Consider the following 19,557-nt stretch of genomic DNA (forward strand, 5'->3'; position numbering starts at 1 on the left):
CGCAAGACGTGGGTGGTTCAACCCCCGCCGTCGAGCACCAATTGCGTCTGCGTGATCACCGCGCACAGCTTGCCATCGGCGTTCTTGATCGTGGTCTGCCACACCATCGTCGTGCGCCCCCGGTGCAGCGCCAGGCTCTCCCCGGTGACCACCGTGCCGACGCGTGCCCCGGCGATGAACTTGGTGCTGGAATCGGTGGTCGTCGTCTTTTTGCCCTGCGCAAGGTTCAGCACCGTGCCGACGGCGCCCAGCGTGTCGGCGAAGGCCATGTACGCGCCGCCATGCAGGATGCCGCCGGTGGTGCAGAGGTCGGGCCGGACTTCCATCGTCGCGAGCACGCGCTCGGGCGCGACCTCCACGAGCTTGACGCCCATGAGGCCCGGGAAGACCGGGTCGAGGAATTTCTGTAGCGTGGCGAGGTCGAGCATCAAGTCTCCTGGGTCGTTGTGAGCAGTCGGGTCATGAAGGCGCTGTGCGGGTCTTCGACATAGTCGCCGAAGGGCGGGCAGTAGGCAAAGCCGAAGCTGGCGTACAGCTTGTGCGCGGGCTGGAAGGTCGCGATGGGCCCGGTCTCCAGGCTCAGGCGAACGTAGGCGCGCCGGCGTGCTTCCTCGATGATGTGCGCGAGGATGGCGCGGCCGGCGCCCTTGCGTCGGCGGGCTTCGGGGGTGCGCATGGACTTGATCTCGCCGTGGGTCGGGCTGAGTTCCTTGAGGGCGCCGCAGCCCAGCAGTTCGTCGCCGTCCCAGGCGGTCCAGAAGGTGATGTCGGGCCGGCGCAGCGCATCGAGGTCCAGCGCGTGAACGCTTTCCGGCGGCGAGATCGCCCGCATGTTGCGCAGGTGTTCGTCGAGCAGGGCGTGGATCTCGGGGCCGCGGAGGTCGTCGGTTCGGATGTGCATGGTTCAGGTGGCGTGGGCTTGCAGACGCGTCTCCAGGTTCAGCCGGACGGCCGGCCATTCGTCGTCGATGATGCTGAAGCGCACCGAGTTGCGCTTGCGTCCATTGGGCATGATCCGCTCGTTGCGCACGATGCCTTCCTGCTTGGCGCCGAGGCGGAGGATGGCGGCGCGCGATCGCTGGTTGGTCTCGTCGGTCGTCAGTTGCACGCGTACGCAGTGCAGTTCCTCGAAAGCGTATCGCAGCATGAGGTACTTGGCCTCGGTGTTGACGAAGCTCTTCTGCCATGACGCAGCCAGCCAGGTGCTGCCGATCTCCAGTTTTCGGTTCGCGCGGTCCACCTTCCAGAAACGGGTGGAGCCGACGACCTCGCCGGTCGAGACGAGCTCGATGGCGAAGGGCAGCACGGTGCCGGCGTCGCGGCCCGCGAGCGCGGTGGCGATCCATGCGTCGACGGTGGCCGCTGAGGGCACGACGGTGAAGGGCAGCTTCCAGAGTTCGCCGTCGGATGCGGCGCGGACCAGCGCGCCGGCATCCGATGCCTGCAAGGGCCGCAAGCGGACGCGCGGGCCGACCAGCGGATGCATGTCAGCTGTCTTCTTCCAGGTACCCGCGCCGCGAGGCGAGCCCTTGGTCCTCGAAGATCGCCATGGCCGTCGTCATGCGACGGAAGCCCAACGATCGATAGAACGGCTCCTTGCCCGGCACCGCGTAAAGGATGATCTTGCGGTGCCCCCTCGAAAGCTCCACCAGCGTCGACAGGATCTGCCGCCCGAGGCCTTGGCCCTGATGGCTCGGCAGCAGCGCGACGTCGCAGATGTACGAGCAGTCAGCGCCATCCGCGAGCGCCCGGCCCGCGCCGACCAGGCGACCGTCGTCACGCACGAAGCAGCGGAACATGCTGTGCGTGAAGACGCCCTTCAGCCAGTCGGGACGTTTGTCGCCGAGCGGTGCGGCGCGGTAGAGCGCCGAGAGTTCATCCCAGTCGATGTCCTCGATCGAATGCGACCATTGCAGTGCCACGAATTGCCTCGATTGAAAGCGTGAGCCAGTTGCGTTTATAGCAACCCGGCCCTCGCGGCGCTGCGAGGCGACAAGGTGTTACGGCAAGGCCAGGTCCACGCTGAGGTCGTTGACCGCGATGATGGCGGCCGCACCCGGGTGCGCGGCGTCGCGGCGGGCGATCAGCGCGATGGTGAGCCGGATGTCGGTGAGCGCATCGTCTTCCAGCGTCATGGAAGCGGTGAAGGCCGCGTCGTCCTTGCCCGGTGCAAAGTTGGTGACGCTTTGCTGTCCGTTGGCCGACAGGATGATGGCCGTGCTGGCGCCTGCTTCCGTGCTGCCGAAGCCGTTCGCCACGATCGAGGTCTTGACGCGCCCGCCGCTCGCCGGGATGACCGCCGAATACACATTGGTGCTCACCGGCGCGCGCGACTTCGGCACGCCTTCGAACACCACCGCGCCGACCGCGGCGGCCATCGCCGGGTCGAAGCGGATGAGGAATGATTTCTTGTCGTCCGTCAGCTCGAAGCTGGCGCTTCGCTTGCTCGAAAACGCGAGCTTCTTGCCGAAGGTGACTTTGCCGTTTGCGGGATTGCCGGTGGCCATGGTGTTCTCCTTTGCAATGGGAGTTCAGTTGGCCCGAGCATGCGCCGCGCGCGGCAAATTGAAATCACTTCTGCGATGGATGAACCTCTCAGTACGCTTGCCCGAGCTGCTCCAGGATCGCCGGGTTCTCCAGCGTCGACGTATCCTGCGTCGACGTCTCCCCCTTGGCCACCGAGCGCAGCAGGCGCCGCATGATCTTGCCGCTGCGCGTCTTCGGCAGGTTCTCGGCGAAGCGGATGTCCTTCGGCTTGGCGATCGGGCCGATCTCGCGGGCGATCCAGCTGCGCAGTTCGCCCGCAACGGCGGCGGCCTCCTTGCCGGCGGGCAGCGCGCCCTTCAGCACCACGAAGGCGCAGATCGCCTCGCCGGTGGTGTCGTCGGGCCGGCCCACCACGGCGGCTTCCGCCACCAGCGTGGTGCACGACACCAGCGCCGATTCGATCTCCATCGTGCCCATGCGGTGGCCGCTGACGTTCAGCACGTCGTCGATGCGGCCGGTGATCGTGAAGTTGCCGGTCACGGCGTCGCGGATCGCGCCGTCGCCGGCGAGGTAGTAGCGGCCCTGGAAGTCCTGCGGGTAGTAGCTGGACTTGTAGCGTTCCGGGTCGCCCCAGACGTTGCGGATCATCGCGGGCCAGGGCTTCTTCACGACCAGGATGCCGCCCTGGCCCCAGGGGACCGGGTTGCCGGCTTCGTCGACCACGTCGGCGGCGATGCCGGGGAAGGGCAGGCTGCAGGAGCCGGGCACCAAGTCATGCGCGCCGGGCAGCGGCGTGATCATGTGGCCGCCGGTCTCGGTCTGCCAGAAGGTGTCGACGATGGGGCAGCGGCCGCCGCCGATGTGCTGGTGGTACCACTCCCAGGCGGCGGGATTGATGGGCTCGCCGACCGAGCCGAGGATGCGCAGGCTGGAGAGGTCGTAGTTGCGCGGATGCGCCGTCGGCGTGCTTTCCGCGGCCTTGATGAGCGAGCGGATGGCGGTCGGCGCGGTGTAGAACACGGTGACCAGGTGGTCCTGGATCATCTTCCAGAAGCGGCCGGCGTCCGGATAGGTGGGCACGCCCTCGAACACCACCTCGGTCGCGCCGAGCGCCAGCGGGCCGTAGGCGATATAGGTGTGGCCCGTGACCCAGCCGATGTCGGCGGTGCACCAGAACACGTCCTCGGGCTTGAGGTCGAAGGTCCACTTGCAGGTCAGCGCCGCATGCAGCAGGTAGCCACCGGTCGAGTGCTGCACGCCCTTGGGCTTGCCGGTGGAGCCGGAGGTGTAGAGCAGGAACAGCGGATGCTCCGCGCTGACCCATTCGGGCTCGCAGGTGGTCGGCTGCACGGCCAGCAGGTCCGCCATCCACAGGTCGCGCGGCGCGTTGAACGGCACCTCGGCGCCGGTGCGCTTGGTAACCAGCACGTGCCGCACGCTGTCGCAGCCGCCCAGCGCCAGCGCATCATCGACCACGGCCTTGAGCGGCAGGTGCTTGCCGCCGCGCACCTGCTGGTCGGCGGTGAGCACCGCCACCGCGCCGGTGTCGGCGATGCGGTCGCGCAGCGCCTGCGAGGAGAAGCCGCCGAAGACCACCGAATGGATCGCGCCGATGCGGGCGCAGGCCTGCATCGCCACCACGCCGTCGACCGACATCGACATGTAGATGACGACGCGGTCGCCCTTCTGCACGCCGAGCGAGCGCAGCGCGTTGGCGGTGCGGCAGGTGCGTTCGAGCAATTCCGCGTAGGTCACCTGCGTCACGGCGCCGTCGTCGGCCTCGAAGATCAGCGCCGTCTTCTGGCCGAGCCCGCGTTCGATGTTGCGGTCCAGGCAGTTATAGGAAGCGTTCAGCGTGCCGTCCGCGAACCACTTGAAGAAGGGCGCGTTGCTGTCGTCCAGCACCTGGGTGAAGGGGGTCTTCCAGGTGATGAACTCGCGCGCCAGCCGGGCCCAGTAGCCCTCGTGGTCGGCCTCGGCCTCGGCGACCAGGCGGTCGTAGGCGGCGCGGCCGGAGATGTGCGCGTTGCGCACGGTGTCCTTCGAGGGCGAGTAAGCCGAGGGCGATGAGACGGCGGTCGTTGCGAGGTCCATGATGTGTTCCTTGGAAGCGTTCAACAATGGCCCGAAGCATCCGCGATCAACGTTGCAGCAGTCGGCTCGAAATATGACGAATGTTTGCAAGCCTTCGCTGGGCTATAAATCGGACTCGGCGCCCGCGTCGCCGACGCACGGCTGGGAGACAACTTGAGAGACAACGAATTCGCCGCCGCCACGGATGAGGAGGCCGCCCCGCTGGCCCGATACCAGACCTTGCAGGCCGGGCTCGACCGGCTCGACCAGGGCCTGTCGATCTTCGACGCCAACCTTCGCCTGGTCGCGTGGAATCGCGCCTACGAGCGGCTGCTGGACTTCCCCCCGGGCATGGCGCGCCTCGGCACGCCCTTCGAGACCTTCATCCTCTACAACGCCCGGCGTGGCGAATACGGACCCGGCGACCCCGATGCGCTGGTCGCCGAGCGCGTGGCCGCGGCCCGCACCTTCCGGGCGCACGACCTGGAGCGCACGCGGCCAGACGGCTGTGTGCTCCACATCCACGGCGAGCCGCTGCCCGGCCACGGCTTCGTCACGCTGTATTCCGACGTCACCGCCCAACGCAACGCGGAGCGCACGATCCGGCAGCAGAACGCCGAACTGGAGAGCCGCGTGGTAGCCCGCACCGCCGAACTGGTCAGCAGCGAGCAGCGCATGCGCCTGGTGATGGACTCCATCCCGGCGTTGGTCGCGTACTTCGACCGCCGCCGGGTGTACGGCTATCTCAACCGCGGCTACCACGAGTGGTTCCGCATCGACACCACGCGGCCGGAGACCGTCAGCGCCCGGGCCTTCCTCGGCGACGAGGTCTACGCACTGGTCAAGCCCCATGTGCTGCGCGCGGTGGCGGGCGAATCCGTCACCTTCGAGTACGAGCTGTTCATCCACACCGGCGAGCGCCGGTCCGTGCGCACCTCGCTGGTCCCCGAATTCGCCAGCGACGGCACGGTGGCGGGCTGCTTCGAGCTGACCTTCGACATCACCGAGCAGAAGCGCGCGCAGGAGCTTCTGGCACGCACCCAGAAGCTGGAGTCGTTGGGCCATCTCACCGGCGGGCTCGCGCACGACTTCAACAACATCCTCACCGTCGTGATCGGCAACCTCGCGGCGCTGAAGGACGCTTGCCCCGGCGACCCCAACGTGCCCGAGTACATCCAGCCCGCGCTCGATGCGTCGCGGCGCGGCGCCGACCTGGTGAAGGGACTGATGCGTTTTGCGCGCCGCCAGCCCTTGCAGGCGGGGGCGGCGGATGCGGCGGCGCTGTTGCGTTCGGTCGAAGGGCTGGTCCGGCATTCGCTGCCCGAGCGCATCCATCTCGGCGTGGACGTGGAGGCACAGCCGCTGGGCATCTGGATCGATGCCGCCCAGCTGGAACAGGCCATCCTCAACATGGTGCTGAATGCGCGCGACGCCATGCCCTCGGGCGGCGAGTTGACGCTGCGGGCGCGGCCGGCGCACCTGGATGCCAATGCCGCCGCCGCCCTCCAGACCACGCCGGGCAACTGCGTGCGCATCGACGTGCAGGACAACGGTTGCGGCATGGACGCCCGCACCATGGCCCACATGTTCGAGCCCTTCTTCACCACCAAGCAGCCGGGCAGCGGCACCGGCCTGGGCATGGCCATGGTCTACGGCTTCATCAAGCAGTCGGGCGGCGCGATCGACGTGCGCAGCCAGCCGGGCCGCGGCACCACCATCTCGCTCTGGCTGCCGGCGAGCGAGCGTGCCGTCGATCCGCGGCCCGCGCCGGCAGCCGCGCCCGAGGCTGCGGGCCGGCGCGGCCTGGCACTGCTGGTGGATGACGATGCGCAGGTCCGCCGCGTGGTGCGGCGCACCCTGCTTGACATGGGCTACGCCGTGCTGGAGGCCGACAGCGGCGTCGAGGCGCTGGCCCTGCTGCAACAGACTTCCGACATCGCGCTGCTGCTGTCCGACGTGGCCATGCCGGGCGGCGTCGACGGGCGCGAAGTCGCTGCCACCGCGCGCCAGCTGCATCTGGCGCAGGCCGTGGTCCTGATGAGCGGCAATGCCGCCGGCGATCGCGCCGTGGCCGGCGTGCCGTGGCTCGTCAAACCTTTCACCCCCGCGCAACTGGCCGATGCCATCGAGGCATGCCGCGCATGAGCGATTACCCATGAGCACACACGCAGCCCACCCCCCGCGCGACGAGAGCGCCCCCCGGTCCCTGATCTTCGTGGTCGAGGACGATCCGGCCGTGACCAAGCTCGTACTCAATGCGCTGGTGGAATTCGGCTTCAACGCCGAAGGCTTCCAGACCGGCACCGCCATGCTGCGCCGACTGCAAGCGGAAAAGCCCGACCTCTGCATCGTCGACCTCGGCCTGCCGGACATGGACGGCATCGACCTGGTGCGCCGCATCACCACGCAGACCAGCGCGGGCGTGCTGATCCTCACCGGGCGCGGCCACACGGCCGATCGCGTGATGGGCCTGGAGCTGGGCGGCGACGACTACATGACCAAGCCCTTCGAGTCGCGCGAGTTGGTGGCGCGCGTGCGCAGCATCCTGCGGCGGCGGATGGCTGCGAACGGGGCGCCCGGCGCGCAGCAGCGCCGCTATGCCAGCTTCCTGGGCTGGCGCATCGATTGCGCCGCCAACATCCTGCGCGCGCCGGACGGCAGCGAGCATTTGCTGGGCACCGCCGAGACGCAGGTGCTGCGTTGCTTCGTCGAACGCCCGCACCAGATCCTCACGCGCGAGCAACTGATGGGTGCGCGCGACCTGCTGCCCACCGACCGCAGCATCGACGTGCGCATCTCGCGCCTGCGCCGCAAGATCGAGGTCGATCCGCATGACCCGGTGATCATCAAGACGGTCTATGGGGCGGGGTACATGTTCGCGGCGGCAGTGACCTGGACTTGATACCGTGCATGAGGATTGAGCGAACAGGCCGCCGCCATAGGCGGGATTTCGCGCGAGAAGTACCAGCAATGTGACGAATCTTTGCGTCCGTCCCCTCGGGTGGAAACGTCGACCCAGAATCGCGCCGACGTTCACATCCAACCGAGGAATCACGCATGCTCGATCCTGCCGTCCAGAAGATCCAGTCGAATACCAAGTACCTCGAACTCCGACGAAAACGCAACGCGTTCGGCTGGCTGCTCGCAGCGCTGATGATGATCGTGTACTACGGCTACATCGCGCTGATCGCCTTCAACAAGCCCTTCCTGGCACAGCCGCTGGGTGCGGGGGTCACCAGCATCGGCATCCCGATCGGCCTCGGCGTGATCGTCTTCACCATCGTCATCACGGCGGTCTACATCCGCCGCGCCAACGGCGAGTTCGACCGCCTGACCGCGGAAATCATCGAGGACGCCAAGCCATGAACCGCAGCAACCTCAAATCATTCGCGCTGGCGGCAACGCTGCTGCTGGGCACCGGTGCGGCGATGGCCGCGGGCGGCGATGTCGGCCAGGCAGAAAAGCAGCCGACCAACTGGATCGCCATCGGCATGTTCTCGGCCTTCGTGCTGCTGACGCTCTACATCACCAAGTGGGCTGCGGGTCGGACCAAGTCGGCATCGGATTTCTACACGGCCGGCGGCGGCATCACCGGCTTCCAGAACGGGCTGGCGATCGCGGGTGACTACATGTCGGCAGCCTCCTTCCTCGGCATTTCAGCCGCGGTGATGGCGACCGGCTACGACGGGCTGATCTACTCGATCGGCTTCCTGGTCGGCTGGCCTGTCATCACCTTCCTGATGGCGGAGCGCCTGCGCAACCTTGGCAAGTTCACCTTCGCCGACGTGGCGGGCTACCGCTTCCAGCCCGGGCCGATCCGCGCCTTCGCGGCCTCTGGCACGCTGGTGGTGGTGGCTTTCTACCTGATCGCGCAGATGGTGGGCGCGGGGCAACTGATCAAGCTGCTGTTCGGGCTCGACTACATCGTGGCGGTGGTCATCGTCGGCGTGCTGATGATGGTGTACGTGCTCTTCGGCGGCATGACCGCGACCACCTGGGTGCAGATCATCAAGGCGGTGATGCTGCTGGCCGGCGTGACCTTCATGGCGCTCATGGTGCTGGCGCAGTTCGGCTTCAGCCCCGAGGCGCTGTTCGCCAAGTCGGTGCAGGTGCGCTCGCAGATCGCGGCCAACGGCGGCAAGAGCCCCGAGGAGGCGGCGGCCATCGGGCTCAGCATCATGGGACCGGGCGGCTTCGTGAAGGACCCGATCTCGGCCATCTCCTTCGGCATGGCGCTGATGTTCGGCACGGCCGGGCTGCCGCACATCCTGATGCGCTTCTTCACCGTGCCCGATGCCAAGCAGGCCCGCAAGTCGGTGTTCTGGGCGACGACCTGGATCGGCTACTTCTACCTGCTGATCTTCATCATCGGCTTCGGCGCGATCACGCTGGTGCTGACCAACCCCGAGTTCGCCGACACCGCGACGGGCACGATCAAGGGCGGCGGCGGCGCGGCCAACATGGCGGCGGTGCTGGTGGCCAAGTCGGTCGGCGGCAACGTGTTCTACGGCTTCATCTCGGCGGTGGCCTTCGCGACCATCCTTGCGGTGGTGGCGGGCCTGACGCTGTCGGGTGCCTCGGCGGTGTCGCACGACATCTATGCCACGCTGGTCAAGAAGGGCAAGGCCGACAGCGCGTCGGAGCTCAAGGTGTCGCGCATCACCACGGTCTGCCTGGGTGTCGTGGCCGTGCTGCTGGGAATCGCCTTCGAGAAGCAGAACATCGCCTTCATGGTGTCGCTGGCCTTCGCGGTGGCGGCGTCGGCCAACTTCCCGGTGCTGTTCATGTCGGTGCTGTGGAAGGATTGCACGACGCGCGGCGCGGTGATCGGCGGCTTCCTGGGGCTGGTGTCTTCCGTTGTGCTGACGGTGGTGTCGCCTTCGGTGTGGGAGGCGACGCTGGGCTATCCGAAGGGGTCGGCGCTGTTCCCGTATGCCTCGCCGGCGCTGTTTTCGATGACGATCGGGTTCGTGGGCATCTGGCTGTTCTCGTTGCTGGATCGCAGCAGGAATGCCCAGCAGGAGCGCAACGCGTTTCCGGCGCAGCAGGTGCGGTCGGAGACGGGGCTGGGGGCTGCGGCGGCTTCTGCGCATTGAGGGCGGCGAGGGGGCAGATCCGGTCTGCCTCCGCGTTCAGCCTTCCGTGAGCCCGAAGTTGATTGCGTGACTCGCGACCGTCCGCACCCTGGGGCCAAAGCTTGAGATGATGGTGAGCGTCGCGTTGTGATGCTGGATGACCTGCCGGGGCGTCACGAAGGCATTGCCCTCGGTCGTGTGCGCGTCCTCGACCAGGAGGACCGGATAGCCCAGCGCGAGGGCCTTGCGTGTGGTCGTGTCGACGCAGAACTCGGTGTGCATGCCGCAGATGACCAGTTCGCTGATTTCGCGTTCTTGCAAGGCGGCCTCCAGGCCGGTGCGCAGGAATGAGTCGGTCGTTGTCTTTCGGATGCGCAGGTCCGCCGGTTCCGCATGAAGTCCTTGCGCAAGTTGCCATTCGCGCGTTCCGTGCTTCAGCAGGCCGCCGTCTTCATGCTGAATGAAGATCACTGGAACGCCCGCTGCCCGGGCCTTCGCGGAAACCGTGTTGATCCTGTCGATCACGAGTGCCGACTCAAAGGCCTCATGCGCGCCTTCGCACAGGCCTTGTTGCACATCGATGATGAGGAGTGCCGTGTCGTTCATGGTGCGGACGTGAAGAAGCCGGTGTAGGTTGCCTTGTACTTGGCTGGAACCTCGACCGGCTGGATCTTGCCGGCGAGGGAGAGCACGAGCAGCGATGAGATGACCGTGCCGACCAGCATCGGCAGCGCGAGGACCCATCGCCGGGCACGCAAGGACGCGGGTTGCATTCGCCAGAAGAACGCGCAACCGATGTGCGTGAACAGCGCCAGCACGGCGAGGAAGTAGTAGGGCACGAAGAAGAGCGGGAACGGCCAGACGTGGAAGCCCGCCGAAGAAAAGTAGAAGTTCGTGTCGAGGTCCAGCACGCCGCGCGCATACAGGACCGCACCCACATGGATCAACAGAAAGCCTGCAATGACGAAGCCGGACAGTGCCTGCAGCCAAGCCACCGCGCCCCGCCTTTGCCGCCAGCCGCGCAGCACGAGCCAGAGCCCGCTGCCAACCTGGAATGCGACGCAAGAGAGCAGGAGCGTTTCGACCACGGGCTGCCGGTAGATGTGTCGCGCGCTCTCCATGAACGCGATGTGCGCCGGCACGCCCGAGAGCGAGACCAAGTGGTTCGCAAGGTGCAGGCATGCGAAGGCGGCGACGACGATCGCCGAAGTCTTGTGCAGTGAGCGGAGGTTCATGCGGTCTCGCCTCTCGGAAGGAAACCGGGCACGCTCGGCCGGAGCGCGCCCTCAGGAGACGTGCATGATGCTCCGACGCAGCTTGCCGCGCACGCGGTCGATGCGCCGCCAGCTGCTGTTGTCGTTCATCGTGATCCAGCGCCGCTCTTCGCTGCGGTAGAACCAGTCCTTGTCGTTCTGGAAGAACACCTGCACGTCCTTGCCTTCGAGGATGTTCAGGATCTCGTTGCCGTGGGCGCGGATCTCGTCGAAGTCGGTCGTCGCCTTCTGTCCCATCTCGCTGTAGAGGCGGTTCAGTTCGAGCAGCAGGGCGTTCACGTCGGGTTGCAGCGGCGCCACGTTCAGGCCGATCTTGCGCGCCTCGTTCAGCAGGATCGGATAGCTGTGCGAGGGGTACTTGGAGTTCAGCGCCGCGGCAATCTCGTGCGCCTGCTTTTCGTCGGCGATGTGGTACGCCAGCAATTCCCGGCACAGCATGACCGACAGCGACTCGGCCCGGTCGACCGCGCCGATGACCAGCGGATGCACGTAGCTGAACAGGCTCTTGTACGGGTTCTCGGTGGCGTCGCCCTGCTCGGCGCGCCAGCGCCGGATCACGCGGTTCAGTTCGTCCAGGCTGACGCTCACGCGGTCGTTGTCCCGGTCCAGCGGTGACAGTGCATGGTTCAGCGAGGTGTCCACGGCCGTGAGGTAGGCCGTGGGCCCCATCTGGATCTGGTTGGCGCCCAGCGTGATCATGGTGGCGGCGGACGCGCATTCCAGCGGCACCAGCGCGACCAGGTTCCTGCAGTGCTGGCGCAGCAGGTTGACCATCCGCAGCGCGACCTGGCCGCTGCCGCCATCCGACTTGAGGAATAGGTAGATCGTCTCGTGCGAGCCGATGCGCTCCAGCACCTCGTTCAGCGCGATGACGTCACTGGAACAGACCGAGCCGCGCTGGTTGTTCCAGTAGGTGATCAGCGGGCCGCCAAGGAGCGATGCGGCCTGCTCGATGACGGCCTGCGTGCGGGCGAACAGGACCGGGGGTTGCTTGATCTTGGGAGTAGCAGGGGTATCGGTAGAAGACATTCGGAGGTCTGGAAAATTGGCTGGGGCGATCGTAGCCAGCGCTGCATTCCGATCCCAGGTATTTCGGCACGTATGTGCTGGCTGGGCGACAGGCCACGTTGCTCTTTTCCACAATTGCAAGCCCCTGTTCGCATCGGAAAAAATGGGTCGGGTACTCGCCGTCCAAACAGCCGAGATGAACTGGAATGAAAAGCAGGCGGCCGACTACTTCCCGGCCTCCACCTTCACCCGCGCATTCGGCACCTCCCCGAACATCTCCGGCGCATACATCGCCTCCACCCGGCTCGGTGGCAGCGCGAAGTCGCCGACGTTGTTGAGCCGCACCGTGTATTCCATCTTCACCACGCCCTTCGGCAGGTACTCGTAGTAGCTGCGGAAGGATTCGAAGGACCGTTCCTCGAAGGCGGCCCAGCCGGTGCCGGACTTCTTCTCGCCTTGGGTCGCGATCTGCGAATCGCGCCCCAGCCCGCCGCCGAGGATCGTGGCGCCACCAGGGATCGGGTCGGTGATGACGACCCAGGTCATGTCGGCGCTGGCATTGATCTCCAGCGACACGCGCAGCACGTCGCCGCGCGTGTACTTGCCGGCCGTGGCCTGCTCGACCGGGGTGATGCTCTTCTTGATCGCATAGCCGGCCGCGAAGGGCGCCTTCAACTGCACGGCGGCCACGGACTGCATCGTCAGCCAGGGCTTGCCGGTGCCGGTCTGCGTGACCTGCAAGGTGTCGCGCGCAGCCGGCGAATCGGGCCACGGCAGGAACATGCTGTTGTTGCGCAGGTTGCCGGGTGAGGCCGGCGCGCCGAAGGCCGTGGTCTGGTTGGGCGCACCACCCGCGTCGCTGGTCTTGATGCGCTCGACCTTGCCCCAGTCGACCTGCGCCTTCATCGCGCCGAGGGTCGCGGCGGTGAGGCCGGTGACTGGCGTGGCCTCGAACTTCTTCGAGAACTTCTCCAACGCCAGGCCGCCCCACAGGTTGGCCGTGGTGGTGAGCCATGCGCCTTTCTGCTGGCGGCCGATGAAGCCGTTGGCCAGCCGGCCCATGTCCTCCTTCCATTCGGGGTCGTCCATCACGGCGAGCATCAGGCGGGCGGTGTTGACGTCGCCGTTGGTCATCAGCCACCACCAGTAGTCGTCCTGCTCGGTGCTGAAGATCAGCTTGGTGCCCTGGTAGCTCAGGCGCGCCTTGAGGATGTTGCTGGCCTCGGCCATGCGCTCGTCGCGCTTGGGCACGTCCTTCACGCGTTGCAGGATTTGCAGCCAGTCGATCACGGCACCAGTGGGCCACTGGTTGGGCGCGATGGTGATGCTGCCGAGCATGCGGCCCTGCGCCTTGCCGTAGCGCGAGAGGGCTTCGAGCGCGGCCAGCTTGCGCACGTCGAGGTCCTTGCGCGGGCTCCAGAAGTCGCGCTGGATGCGGCCCTCGACGAAGGCGATCAAGCCAGCTTCCATCGGCGCGCGCACGTCGTCGGCAATGGCGAAGCCGGGGTCGATGGCAGAGGCTTCATGCGTGGCCGCGAGCAGGTAGGCGGTGAGCGTGTCGCTGCCGCGATTGGACTCGCCGTCGCGCGGCGGGAAGTAGCTTGCAAGGCCATCGCCGTCGAGGTAGGTGGGCAGTTGCGCGAGCACGGTTTGCCACAACTTCGCGTCGCGCAGGCCGACCGCCTTGCTGGTCTTCTGTTCGAGGCAGATGAAGGGGTAGTTGGCGAACCAGTCGCGCACACCCGGCAGGCCTTCGGCGAGCTTGGGCTGCAGGGCCAAGCGCAGGCCGCCGCGGCCGGGCAGGGCGTCCGCCGGTGGCGCCACGTCAAGCGTGAAGGTGCCATCGACCTGGACCAGCGTGGCCTGCTGCACCGTGAGCGGCACGGCGGGGACGATGCGCTGGCGCACCTTGAGCGCATCGGCCGCGCCGTTGAGCGAGTCCTTGGCCGAGATCTCCCAGAGGATGGCTTCGGCACGTGTCTGCGCCAGTTGCGCAGGCGCCGTCACGTTCCAGGCCACTTCGCGAGATTCCCCGGCGGGAATATCGACCGTCTGCGGCTCCATCGTGAGCAGCGTCGCGCGCGGCGTGGCCACCACCTTCATCGGCTTCTGCGTGGTGTTGCGCAGCGTGATCTGCGCGCGGAACTGGTCGTCCTCGCGCACCAGCGGCGGCAGGCCGCTGATGATCTGCAAGTCCTGCGTCGCCTGGATGCTGGCCTGGCCGGTGCCGAACATTCCGGTGCCCGCATCGGCCACGGCGACGATCCTGAAGGTGGTCAGCGCATCGTTGAGCGGCACTGTCACCTTGGCCTGGCCATTCGCGTCGAGCACGACCTTCGGGTTCCACAGCAGCAGCGTGTCGAGCAATTCGCGCGTCTGGCCCTTGCCGCCGCCACCACCGGCCGGCACCGCCTTGCGGCCATAGTGTCGGCGCCCGACGATCTCCATCTGCGCAGTCGACGTGCCCACGCCCCAGCTGCGCCGCTGCAACATCGCGTCGAGCAGGTTCCAGCTGGTGTTGGGCATCAGTTCCAGCAGGGCCTGATCGACCGCGGCCAGGGCCACTTCGGCACCGGTCGCGGGCTTGCCGTCGGGCAGCTTGCCGGTGATGGTCACCTCGGCCTTGCTGCGCACCGGGTAGCTTGGCTTGTCGCTGGCCACGCTCACCGTGATCTGGTGGGCCTGGGTGCCGACGCGGATTTCCGCCAAGCCCATCCGGAAGGCGGGCTTGCTGAGGTCGACCAGCGCGGTCGGCGCGACGTATTCGCGGCCTTCGTACCAGAAGGCGGTCCACCATTCGCGCGGCGACTTGAAGCCCCAGGTGAAGAAGCTGTACCACGGCACCTCGCGCAGCCGGCCGCGCAGGGCCAGCACGCTGACGTAGGCGTTCGGACCCCATTCGGGTTTGACTTGCAGCGTGACGGTCGGGTCCTGCCCGTTGAGCTGCACGACCTGCGTCTCGATGACGCCCTCACGCTCCACCGCGACCAGCGCCGTCGCAAAGCGGAAGGGCATGCGCACCTGGAAGCGGGCGACTTCGCCGGGCTGGTAGCTCTTCTTTTCCGGCAGCACGTCGATGCGGTCGTTGTCTTCGCCGCCGAACCAGATCTCGCCCTGCTTCGTCACGTAGACGGAACTGGCAGCCAGGCTGGTGCGGCCATCCTTGTCGCTGGCGTTGACGACGAGTTCGACCTGGCCGGGCTCGGACAGCGAGGCGTCGCAGAGCAGCAGGCCGCGGCTGTCGCTCTTGCCCTTGCAGACGCTGCCCAGGTCCTTGGTCTCGGTCTTGTTGTCGTAGGTGTAGAAGCCGCCGACCATGCGCTTGCGGCTGCTGGTGGTGATGACGGCGGTGGCCTTGACGTCGATGGGCACGTCGGCCAGCGGCTTGCCCGCGAGGTCGAGCGCGAGCGCCTGAAACTTGAGCTTCTTGTCGGTGGAGATCCAGTTCTCGGCCTTGATGCCGGCGATGACGGCGGCGGGCCAGAGGGTCTGCGTGCTGCGGATCGTCTGCACCTCGCCGTTCGGGTCGGCATAGCTGGCTTCGAGCAGCAGTTCGCGCGGGGCCTTGGTGGCGGGCAGCTTGTCGACCGTGACCTTGCCGGCGCCGTTGCGGTCCAGCGTCACGGGCAGCTTGTCGGCCACGATGCGGTTGTTGTCGGAGGCGGCGGCTTCCTCGTCGGCGTTGCTGGCGCTGTCCTGCTTGCGCGGCGGCGTGAAGCTGAACATCTCGTAGTCAGAAAAGCCGATCGACTTGCTGCGCGTGAGGGCCGACACGCGCACCGGCAGGTTGGCCGCGCCGCCGCCGGCGACGTAGTTGATCTGCACGTCTGTCGGCACCGAAGCGACGGCCACCAACGGGTTCTTGTCGGCGGGCGCGACGCGGCCTTCCAGCACGGGCAGGCGGAACTCCTCGACGCGGAAGCTGCCGGAGTTGTAGCTTTGGCGACGGCCGTCCTCGTTGTCGCCCTCGGCCTGTTCCTTGCCGTTGCGCAGCACCACCTCGTACACGCCCAGCTTGGCGGCGGGCGGGATGGCGAAGGTGTTCTCCGCGCTCTGGCCGCCGGTCGCGGTCTTGCGCCATTTCAGGTCTTGCGTGAACTGCTGGCCGCTGCCGGTGTGCGTGATGACCAGGGTGTCGGGCACGCTGTCGGGCAGGCCGAAACCGGTGCGCGTCTGGGTGCGGATCAGGTGCTTCATCGACACCGTCTCTCCCGCGCGCAGCAGCGTGCGGTCGAAGATGGTGTGGGCGACCCGGTCGGGTTCCGGGTCGAGGCTGGTCGGCACGTTGAAGCGCCAGGGCTCGATGCCGCGTTGCCAGTCGCTCCAGGTGAAGGCGAGGTCTTCGGCGCCCTTGTCGTCCTTGGCGCGTGCGCTGACGAAGTACGCGCCATTGCTGTAGTCCACGTCGTCCTCGCCGCCGTCGCCGGGGCACTTGGGCGCTTCGGGCGAGATGCCGTTGAGCGTGACGAGGCCGTTGGCATCGGTGACGCCGCTGGCCACCTCCTTGCCGGCGCAGCCAGAGACGCGCACCTTCGCGCCGGCCACGACCTTGCCCTTGTCCAGCGTGGTCACCCAGGCCACGGCGTTCTCGCGGCCGAGCTTGAAATGCACGGCCAGGTTGGTGGCCAGCGCGCTGGTGCGCACGTACATCGTGCGGTCGGCGCCGAAGCGTTCGTCGAGCAGCGAACCGCCGAGCTTCTGCGAGGCGATCTCCAGCACATGGAAGCCGGGCGTGAGCGGAATGCCGACCACCTCGAAGGGGCGCGGGCCGGCGCCTTCGCTCTTGGGCATGTCCAGCGTCTTCACACCGGTCTGGCCGTTGAGCAGGGACAGCATGCGCGTCTGCACGCTGTCCTTGTCGTCCTTGTCGATGATCCTGGGCAGCGGGCCCTTCACATCGCGCGCGGCCACCTTGCGGGTGACGGTGTAGCTGTTGTCGTAGCGGCGCACCTTGCGGAACCACGCGATGATTTCGTCGTCGGTCTGCGGGTTGAGGTCGCTCACCTTGCCGGGCGTGAGGGCCTGCAGGTGCAGGGCCGGCTCCACGTTGCGCACGGTCACCGGCATCACGGCCATGCCGCCCGGCTCGGCAAAGCGCTCGACCACGCCGAAGGGCGCCGCCGCGAACTTGGCCAGCGGCGGCATCGCGCCCGTGGCGACCTTCATCGGGAAGGCGCCGGGCGAGGCGATGGTGCGGTCCGACGCGTCCTTGAAGCCGGCGGGCAGTTCGATGGTGAAGGGCGTCTGCTCGGGGAAAGGCGCGGGGAAGCTCACCGAGTCCACCAGCGTCTCCGCATTGGCCTGGCCCTGGTCGTCGAACTTGGGCGTGATCGTCTTGCCGCCGCCCTTCAGCGCGATCTGCGCGGCAAGGGCCCGCGACACCGGCGAATTGAAGGTCAGCGTCATCGGCCGCAGCGGCAGGCAGGCGGCTTGTGCGTTCTCGCGCTCGCAGGTGAAGGACACGGCAAAGGGTTCGCGAACCTGGAAGTTGAAGCGGCGCTCCACCTTGTTGACCACGCCCGATGGCGTCGCCACGCCGACGCCGTAGACCAGTTGCACCTTGGCCGACGGCGGCAGTGTGCGGTTGCAGCGCACCGTCGCAAAGCGCAGCGGTTCCCTGGCGGCGCGCTCGGTGGCGTTCATCGATTGCAGCAGGGCGGCGCGGTCGGCGTCGGCCAGCGCCACGACCGGAATGCGCTCTCCGATGCCCTCGGCCTGGCACCACATGTTGGCCAGGAGGCTCTGCGACGTGGCGGCGCCGTTGAGTTCGAGCAGGAAGAACTGCTGCTCGTCGATGCTGCCGCCGCCCGGGCGCACGCTGCGCACGAAGGGGCCGCCGGTGTTGAACTGCCAGCTCGCGGCGCCGGTCAACTCCGCGCCGGAAGCCGACTTGAAACCCGCGACCCGCGTGACCGTGCAGCGCACGCCCGGGCCCAGGTCGTTCTCGAAGTCGTACACCCACTGCTTCTCGTTGACCCACCGGCCCGTGCCCTTGGACGCCGCCGCATCGGTGCAACTCACGGTCAGCGGCGCTGGCGCCTTCGGGTCGCCGAAGTTGACGGCGGCCTGGTCGAAGCGGGCGGAGATCTGCCGCACGCGGGCCACTTCGCCCTGCGGCGTGAGCCCGGTGAGCTGCAGTGCCTGGGCACCGAACGCGACGGCGGCCAGCACGGTGGCGGCCACGACCTTGTGATGAATATTCAAACGGTCACTCCTCGACGACCAAAGGTTGGCAAGCTCAGTTCACACAAAGATACACTTGTGTACGAGTACCAAAGGACACAGTGCCATGACTCCAACGCGCGGGCGGGCCGACGCCGCCATCACGCCATTCTGGTTGCGATTGCCTCGGTTTTTCCTGTTCCCTCTGCAAGCGGAACCGCTCTTGTATGCGGCGGTGCTGGCGCTCGCGAGCCTGATTGTCTTCGTCGTCCCGCTGCCCTTCGTCGCCATTCTGGTGGAGATCGGCATCCTGCTGGCGGCGAGCCGCTATGCCTTCAAGGTGATCCACTTCAGCTCGCAAGGCTTCCTGCATACGCGCGACTTTCCGACGCAGTCGGACCCGGACCTGGTCGGACTGCCTTGGAAGCTGTTCGCGGTGCTGCTGGTGATGGGCGCGGTGACGGCTGCTTGCGGCCTGCTGTCGAAGAACCTGTCGATCCTGGCCTGGGCCGTCATGTCGCTGGCGCTGCCGGCCGTGGTCGTGACGCTGGTGCAGACCGCCAGCATCGGCGAGTCGCTGAATCCGGGGCAGTGGTGGAGCGTGATGCGGGCCATGGGTTGGCCCTACCTGTCGCTGTGGGCCTTCCTGTTCTTCCTGAGCGGCGGCACCGACATCGCCGTGCCGATGCTGGTGCCGCTGGTCAAGCCGTGGATGCTGCTGCCGCTGATCAACTTCGCGCTGATCTATTTCAGCTGGGCCATGGCGGCGCTGCTGGGCTATGCGATGTACCAGTACCACGATGCGCTGGGCATCGACCTGCGTTTCGTCTCGCGGGCCAACCCGGCCGAGCGCGATGCCTCGGACGAGGCGCGCGAGATCGACGCCCACGTGGCCGACCTGATCGAGCACGGCGAGGCCGACATCGCCATCGGCATCGCCTACGACGCGGCCCGCGTGGCCGAGAACGACCTGCATGCGCAGCGCCGCTACCACCGTGTGCTGGCCGTCGCGGGCAAGCAGGAGGACCTGCTGCGGCACGGCAAGAGCTTCATCGAGCTGCTGATGCGCGGCAAGCTGGAGTCGGAGGCGATGTCGGTCCATGCGACCTGCGTCGCGAAGGACCCGAGCTTCCTTTGCCTGAACCCGTCCAACATCGTGAGCTTTGCGCAACTGCAATGGCGCGCCGGCGATGCGCGGGCCGCGCTGGCCCTGCTCAAGGGTTTCGACAAGCGCTACGCCGGGCATGCGGCGATTCCGGATGCCTACGAGTTGGCCGCGCGGGTGCTGATCCAGGGCATGGACCGGCGCGACCTGGCCAAGCCGATCCTCGACGTCATGAAAAAGCGCTACCCGAAGACGCCGCAGACCGAGGAAGTGCGCTGGCTGCTGCGGGATGACGATCCGACGACGCGCGGGGCCACGCTCGCCGGCTGACCCCGAAAGCGCGATTTCCGGGGTGGGGCACGTCGACACGCGA

Annotated in this window: 15 protein-coding genes; 5 read left to right on the forward strand and 10 right to left on the reverse strand. The window is 67.2% G+C overall.

Features of this window, described 5'->3' with window-relative positions:
* Positions 1 to 17: 17 nt before the first annotated feature.
* The 6 genes from WKW79_RS16115 to acs all read right to left on the reverse strand — a co-directional run bounded on the left by WKW79_RS16115 (position 18) and on the right by acs (position 4,581).
* Positions 18 to 428 (reverse strand): PaaI family thioesterase, encoded by a 411-nt coding sequence (locus tag WKW79_RS16115; protein WP_340336182.1) that lies wholly within the window; start codon positions 426 to 428, stop codon positions 18 to 20.
* Positions 428 to 901 (reverse strand): GNAT family N-acetyltransferase, encoded by a 474-nt coding sequence (locus WKW79_RS16120; RefSeq protein ID WP_340336183.1) that lies wholly within the window; start codon positions 899 to 901, stop codon positions 428 to 430. The genes WKW79_RS16115 and WKW79_RS16120 overlap by 1 nt, the downstream gene beginning before the upstream one ends.
* Before the next feature lie 3 nt (positions 902 to 904).
* Positions 905 to 1,486 carry a GNAT family N-acetyltransferase gene (locus WKW79_RS16125; RefSeq protein ID WP_340336184.1) on the reverse strand — a complete coding sequence of 194 codons (582 nt, stop codon included), beginning with the start codon at positions 1,484 to 1,486 and terminating at the stop codon, positions 905 to 907.
* 1 nt (position 1,487) lies between these two features.
* Complete coding sequence (locus tag WKW79_RS16130; RefSeq protein ID WP_340336185.1) at positions 1,488 to 1,922, reverse strand: GNAT family N-acetyltransferase; 435 nt, start codon at positions 1,920 to 1,922, stop codon at positions 1,488 to 1,490.
* Between the two features lie 78 nt (positions 1,923 to 2,000).
* A complete protein-coding gene (locus tag WKW79_RS16135; protein ID WP_340336186.1) occupies positions 2,001 to 2,507 on the reverse strand; it encodes a hypothetical protein in 507 nt (168 codons plus the stop codon).
* Between the two features lie 88 nt (positions 2,508 to 2,595).
* Positions 2,596 to 4,581, reverse strand: coding sequence for an acetate--CoA ligase (gene acs, locus WKW79_RS16140; protein WP_340336187.1), 1,986 nt, complete (start codon positions 4,579 to 4,581; stop codon positions 2,596 to 2,598).
* Positions 4,582 to 4,734: 153 nt separating this feature from the next.
* Between acs and WKW79_RS16145 the strand changes: the two genes are divergently transcribed.
* The 4 genes from WKW79_RS16145 to WKW79_RS16160 all read left to right on the forward strand — a co-directional run bounded on the left by WKW79_RS16145 (position 4,735) and on the right by WKW79_RS16160 (position 9,656).
* Positions 4,735 to 6,705 (forward strand): hybrid sensor histidine kinase/response regulator, encoded by a 1,971-nt coding sequence (locus WKW79_RS16145; RefSeq protein WP_340336188.1) that lies wholly within the window; start codon positions 4,735 to 4,737, stop codon positions 6,703 to 6,705.
* 10 nt (positions 6,706 to 6,715) lie between these two features.
* Positions 6,716 to 7,462: a response regulator transcription factor gene (locus WKW79_RS16150; protein ID WP_340336189.1), complete on the forward strand. Its 747-nt coding sequence runs from the start codon at positions 6,716 to 6,718 to the stop codon at positions 7,460 to 7,462.
* 155 nt (positions 7,463 to 7,617) lie between these two features.
* Entirely contained in the window at positions 7,618 to 7,926 is a 309-nt protein-coding gene (locus WKW79_RS16155) for a DUF485 domain-containing protein (protein WP_340336190.1), read from the forward strand.
* A complete protein-coding gene (locus WKW79_RS16160) occupies positions 7,923 to 9,656 on the forward strand; it encodes a cation acetate symporter (RefSeq protein ID WP_340336191.1) in 1,734 nt (577 codons plus the stop codon). Before WKW79_RS16155 ends, WKW79_RS16160 begins: the two co-directional genes overlap by 4 nt.
* Before the next feature lie 36 nt (positions 9,657 to 9,692).
* Here the strand turns inward: WKW79_RS16160 and WKW79_RS16165 are convergent, their stop codons facing one another.
* The 4 genes from WKW79_RS16165 to WKW79_RS16180 all read right to left on the reverse strand — a co-directional run bounded on the left by WKW79_RS16165 (position 9,693) and on the right by WKW79_RS16180 (position 18,121).
* Entirely contained in the window at positions 9,693 to 10,241 is a 549-nt protein-coding gene (locus WKW79_RS16165) for a cysteine hydrolase family protein (protein WP_340336192.1), read from the reverse strand.
* The gene (locus WKW79_RS16170) at positions 10,238 to 10,870 is read right to left on the reverse strand and encodes a hypothetical protein (protein ID WP_340336193.1); all 633 of its coding nucleotides are present in this window, start codon (positions 10,868 to 10,870) and stop codon (positions 10,238 to 10,240) included. The genes WKW79_RS16165 and WKW79_RS16170 overlap by 4 nt, the downstream gene beginning before the upstream one ends.
* A gap of 51 nt (positions 10,871 to 10,921) precedes the next feature.
* Positions 10,922 to 11,938, reverse strand: coding sequence for a hypothetical protein (locus WKW79_RS16175; RefSeq protein ID WP_340336194.1), 1,017 nt, complete (start codon positions 11,936 to 11,938; stop codon positions 10,922 to 10,924).
* 204 nt (positions 11,939 to 12,142) lie between these two features.
* Positions 12,143 to 18,121: an alpha-2-macroglobulin family protein gene (locus WKW79_RS16180; protein WP_422823898.1), complete on the reverse strand. Its 5,979-nt coding sequence runs from the start codon at positions 18,119 to 18,121 to the stop codon at positions 12,143 to 12,145.
* A gap of 85 nt (positions 18,122 to 18,206) precedes the next feature.
* Between WKW79_RS16180 and WKW79_RS16185 the strand changes: the two genes are divergently transcribed.
* Positions 18,207 to 19,514: a tetratricopeptide repeat protein gene (locus tag WKW79_RS16185; protein WP_340336195.1), complete on the forward strand. Its 1,308-nt coding sequence runs from the start codon at positions 18,207 to 18,209 to the stop codon at positions 19,512 to 19,514.
* The last annotated feature ends 43 nt before the right edge of the window (positions 19,515 to 19,557 follow it).

It is taken from the genome of Variovorax robiniae (assembly GCF_037889955.1).
Lineage (GTDB): Bacteria > Pseudomonadota > Gammaproteobacteria > Burkholderiales > Burkholderiaceae_C > Variovorax > Variovorax robiniae.

Excerpts from the sequence above, each read along its gene's own strand:
- WKW79_RS16115 (WP_340336182.1), bottom strand. The coding sequence starts at position 428 with ATGCTCGACCTCGCCACGCTACAGAAATTCCTCGACCCGGTCTTCCCG.
- WKW79_RS16120 (WP_340336183.1), bottom strand. The coding sequence starts at position 901 with ATGCACATCCGAACCGACGACCTCCGCGGCCCCGAGATCCACGCCCTG.
- WKW79_RS16125 (WP_340336184.1), bottom strand. The coding sequence starts at position 1,486 with ATGCATCCGCTGGTCGGCCCGCGCGTCCGCTTGCGGCCCTTGCAGGCA.
- WKW79_RS16135 (WP_340336186.1), bottom strand. The coding sequence starts at position 2,507 with ATGGCCACCGGCAATCCCGCAAACGGCAAAGTCACCTTCGGCAAGAAG.
- acs (WP_340336187.1), bottom strand. The coding sequence starts at position 4,581 with ATGGACCTCGCAACGACCGCCGTCTCATCGCCCTCGGCTTACTCGCCC.
- WKW79_RS16150 (WP_340336189.1), top strand. The coding sequence starts at position 6,716 with ATGAGCACACACGCAGCCCACCCCCCGCGCGACGAGAGCGCCCCCCGG.
- WKW79_RS16155 (WP_340336190.1), top strand. The coding sequence starts at position 7,618 with ATGCTCGATCCTGCCGTCCAGAAGATCCAGTCGAATACCAAGTACCTC.
- WKW79_RS16160 (WP_340336191.1), top strand. The coding sequence starts at position 7,923 with ATGAACCGCAGCAACCTCAAATCATTCGCGCTGGCGGCAACGCTGCTG.
- WKW79_RS16165 (WP_340336192.1), bottom strand. The coding sequence starts at position 10,241 with ATGAACGACACGGCACTCCTCATCATCGATGTGCAACAAGGCCTGTGC.
- WKW79_RS16170 (WP_340336193.1), bottom strand. The coding sequence starts at position 10,870 with ATGAACCTCCGCTCACTGCACAAGACTTCGGCGATCGTCGTCGCCGCC.
- WKW79_RS16175 (WP_340336194.1), bottom strand. The coding sequence starts at position 11,938 with ATGTCTTCTACCGATACCCCTGCTACTCCCAAGATCAAGCAACCCCCG.
- WKW79_RS16185 (WP_340336195.1), top strand. The coding sequence starts at position 18,207 with ATGACTCCAACGCGCGGGCGGGCCGACGCCGCCATCACGCCATTCTGG.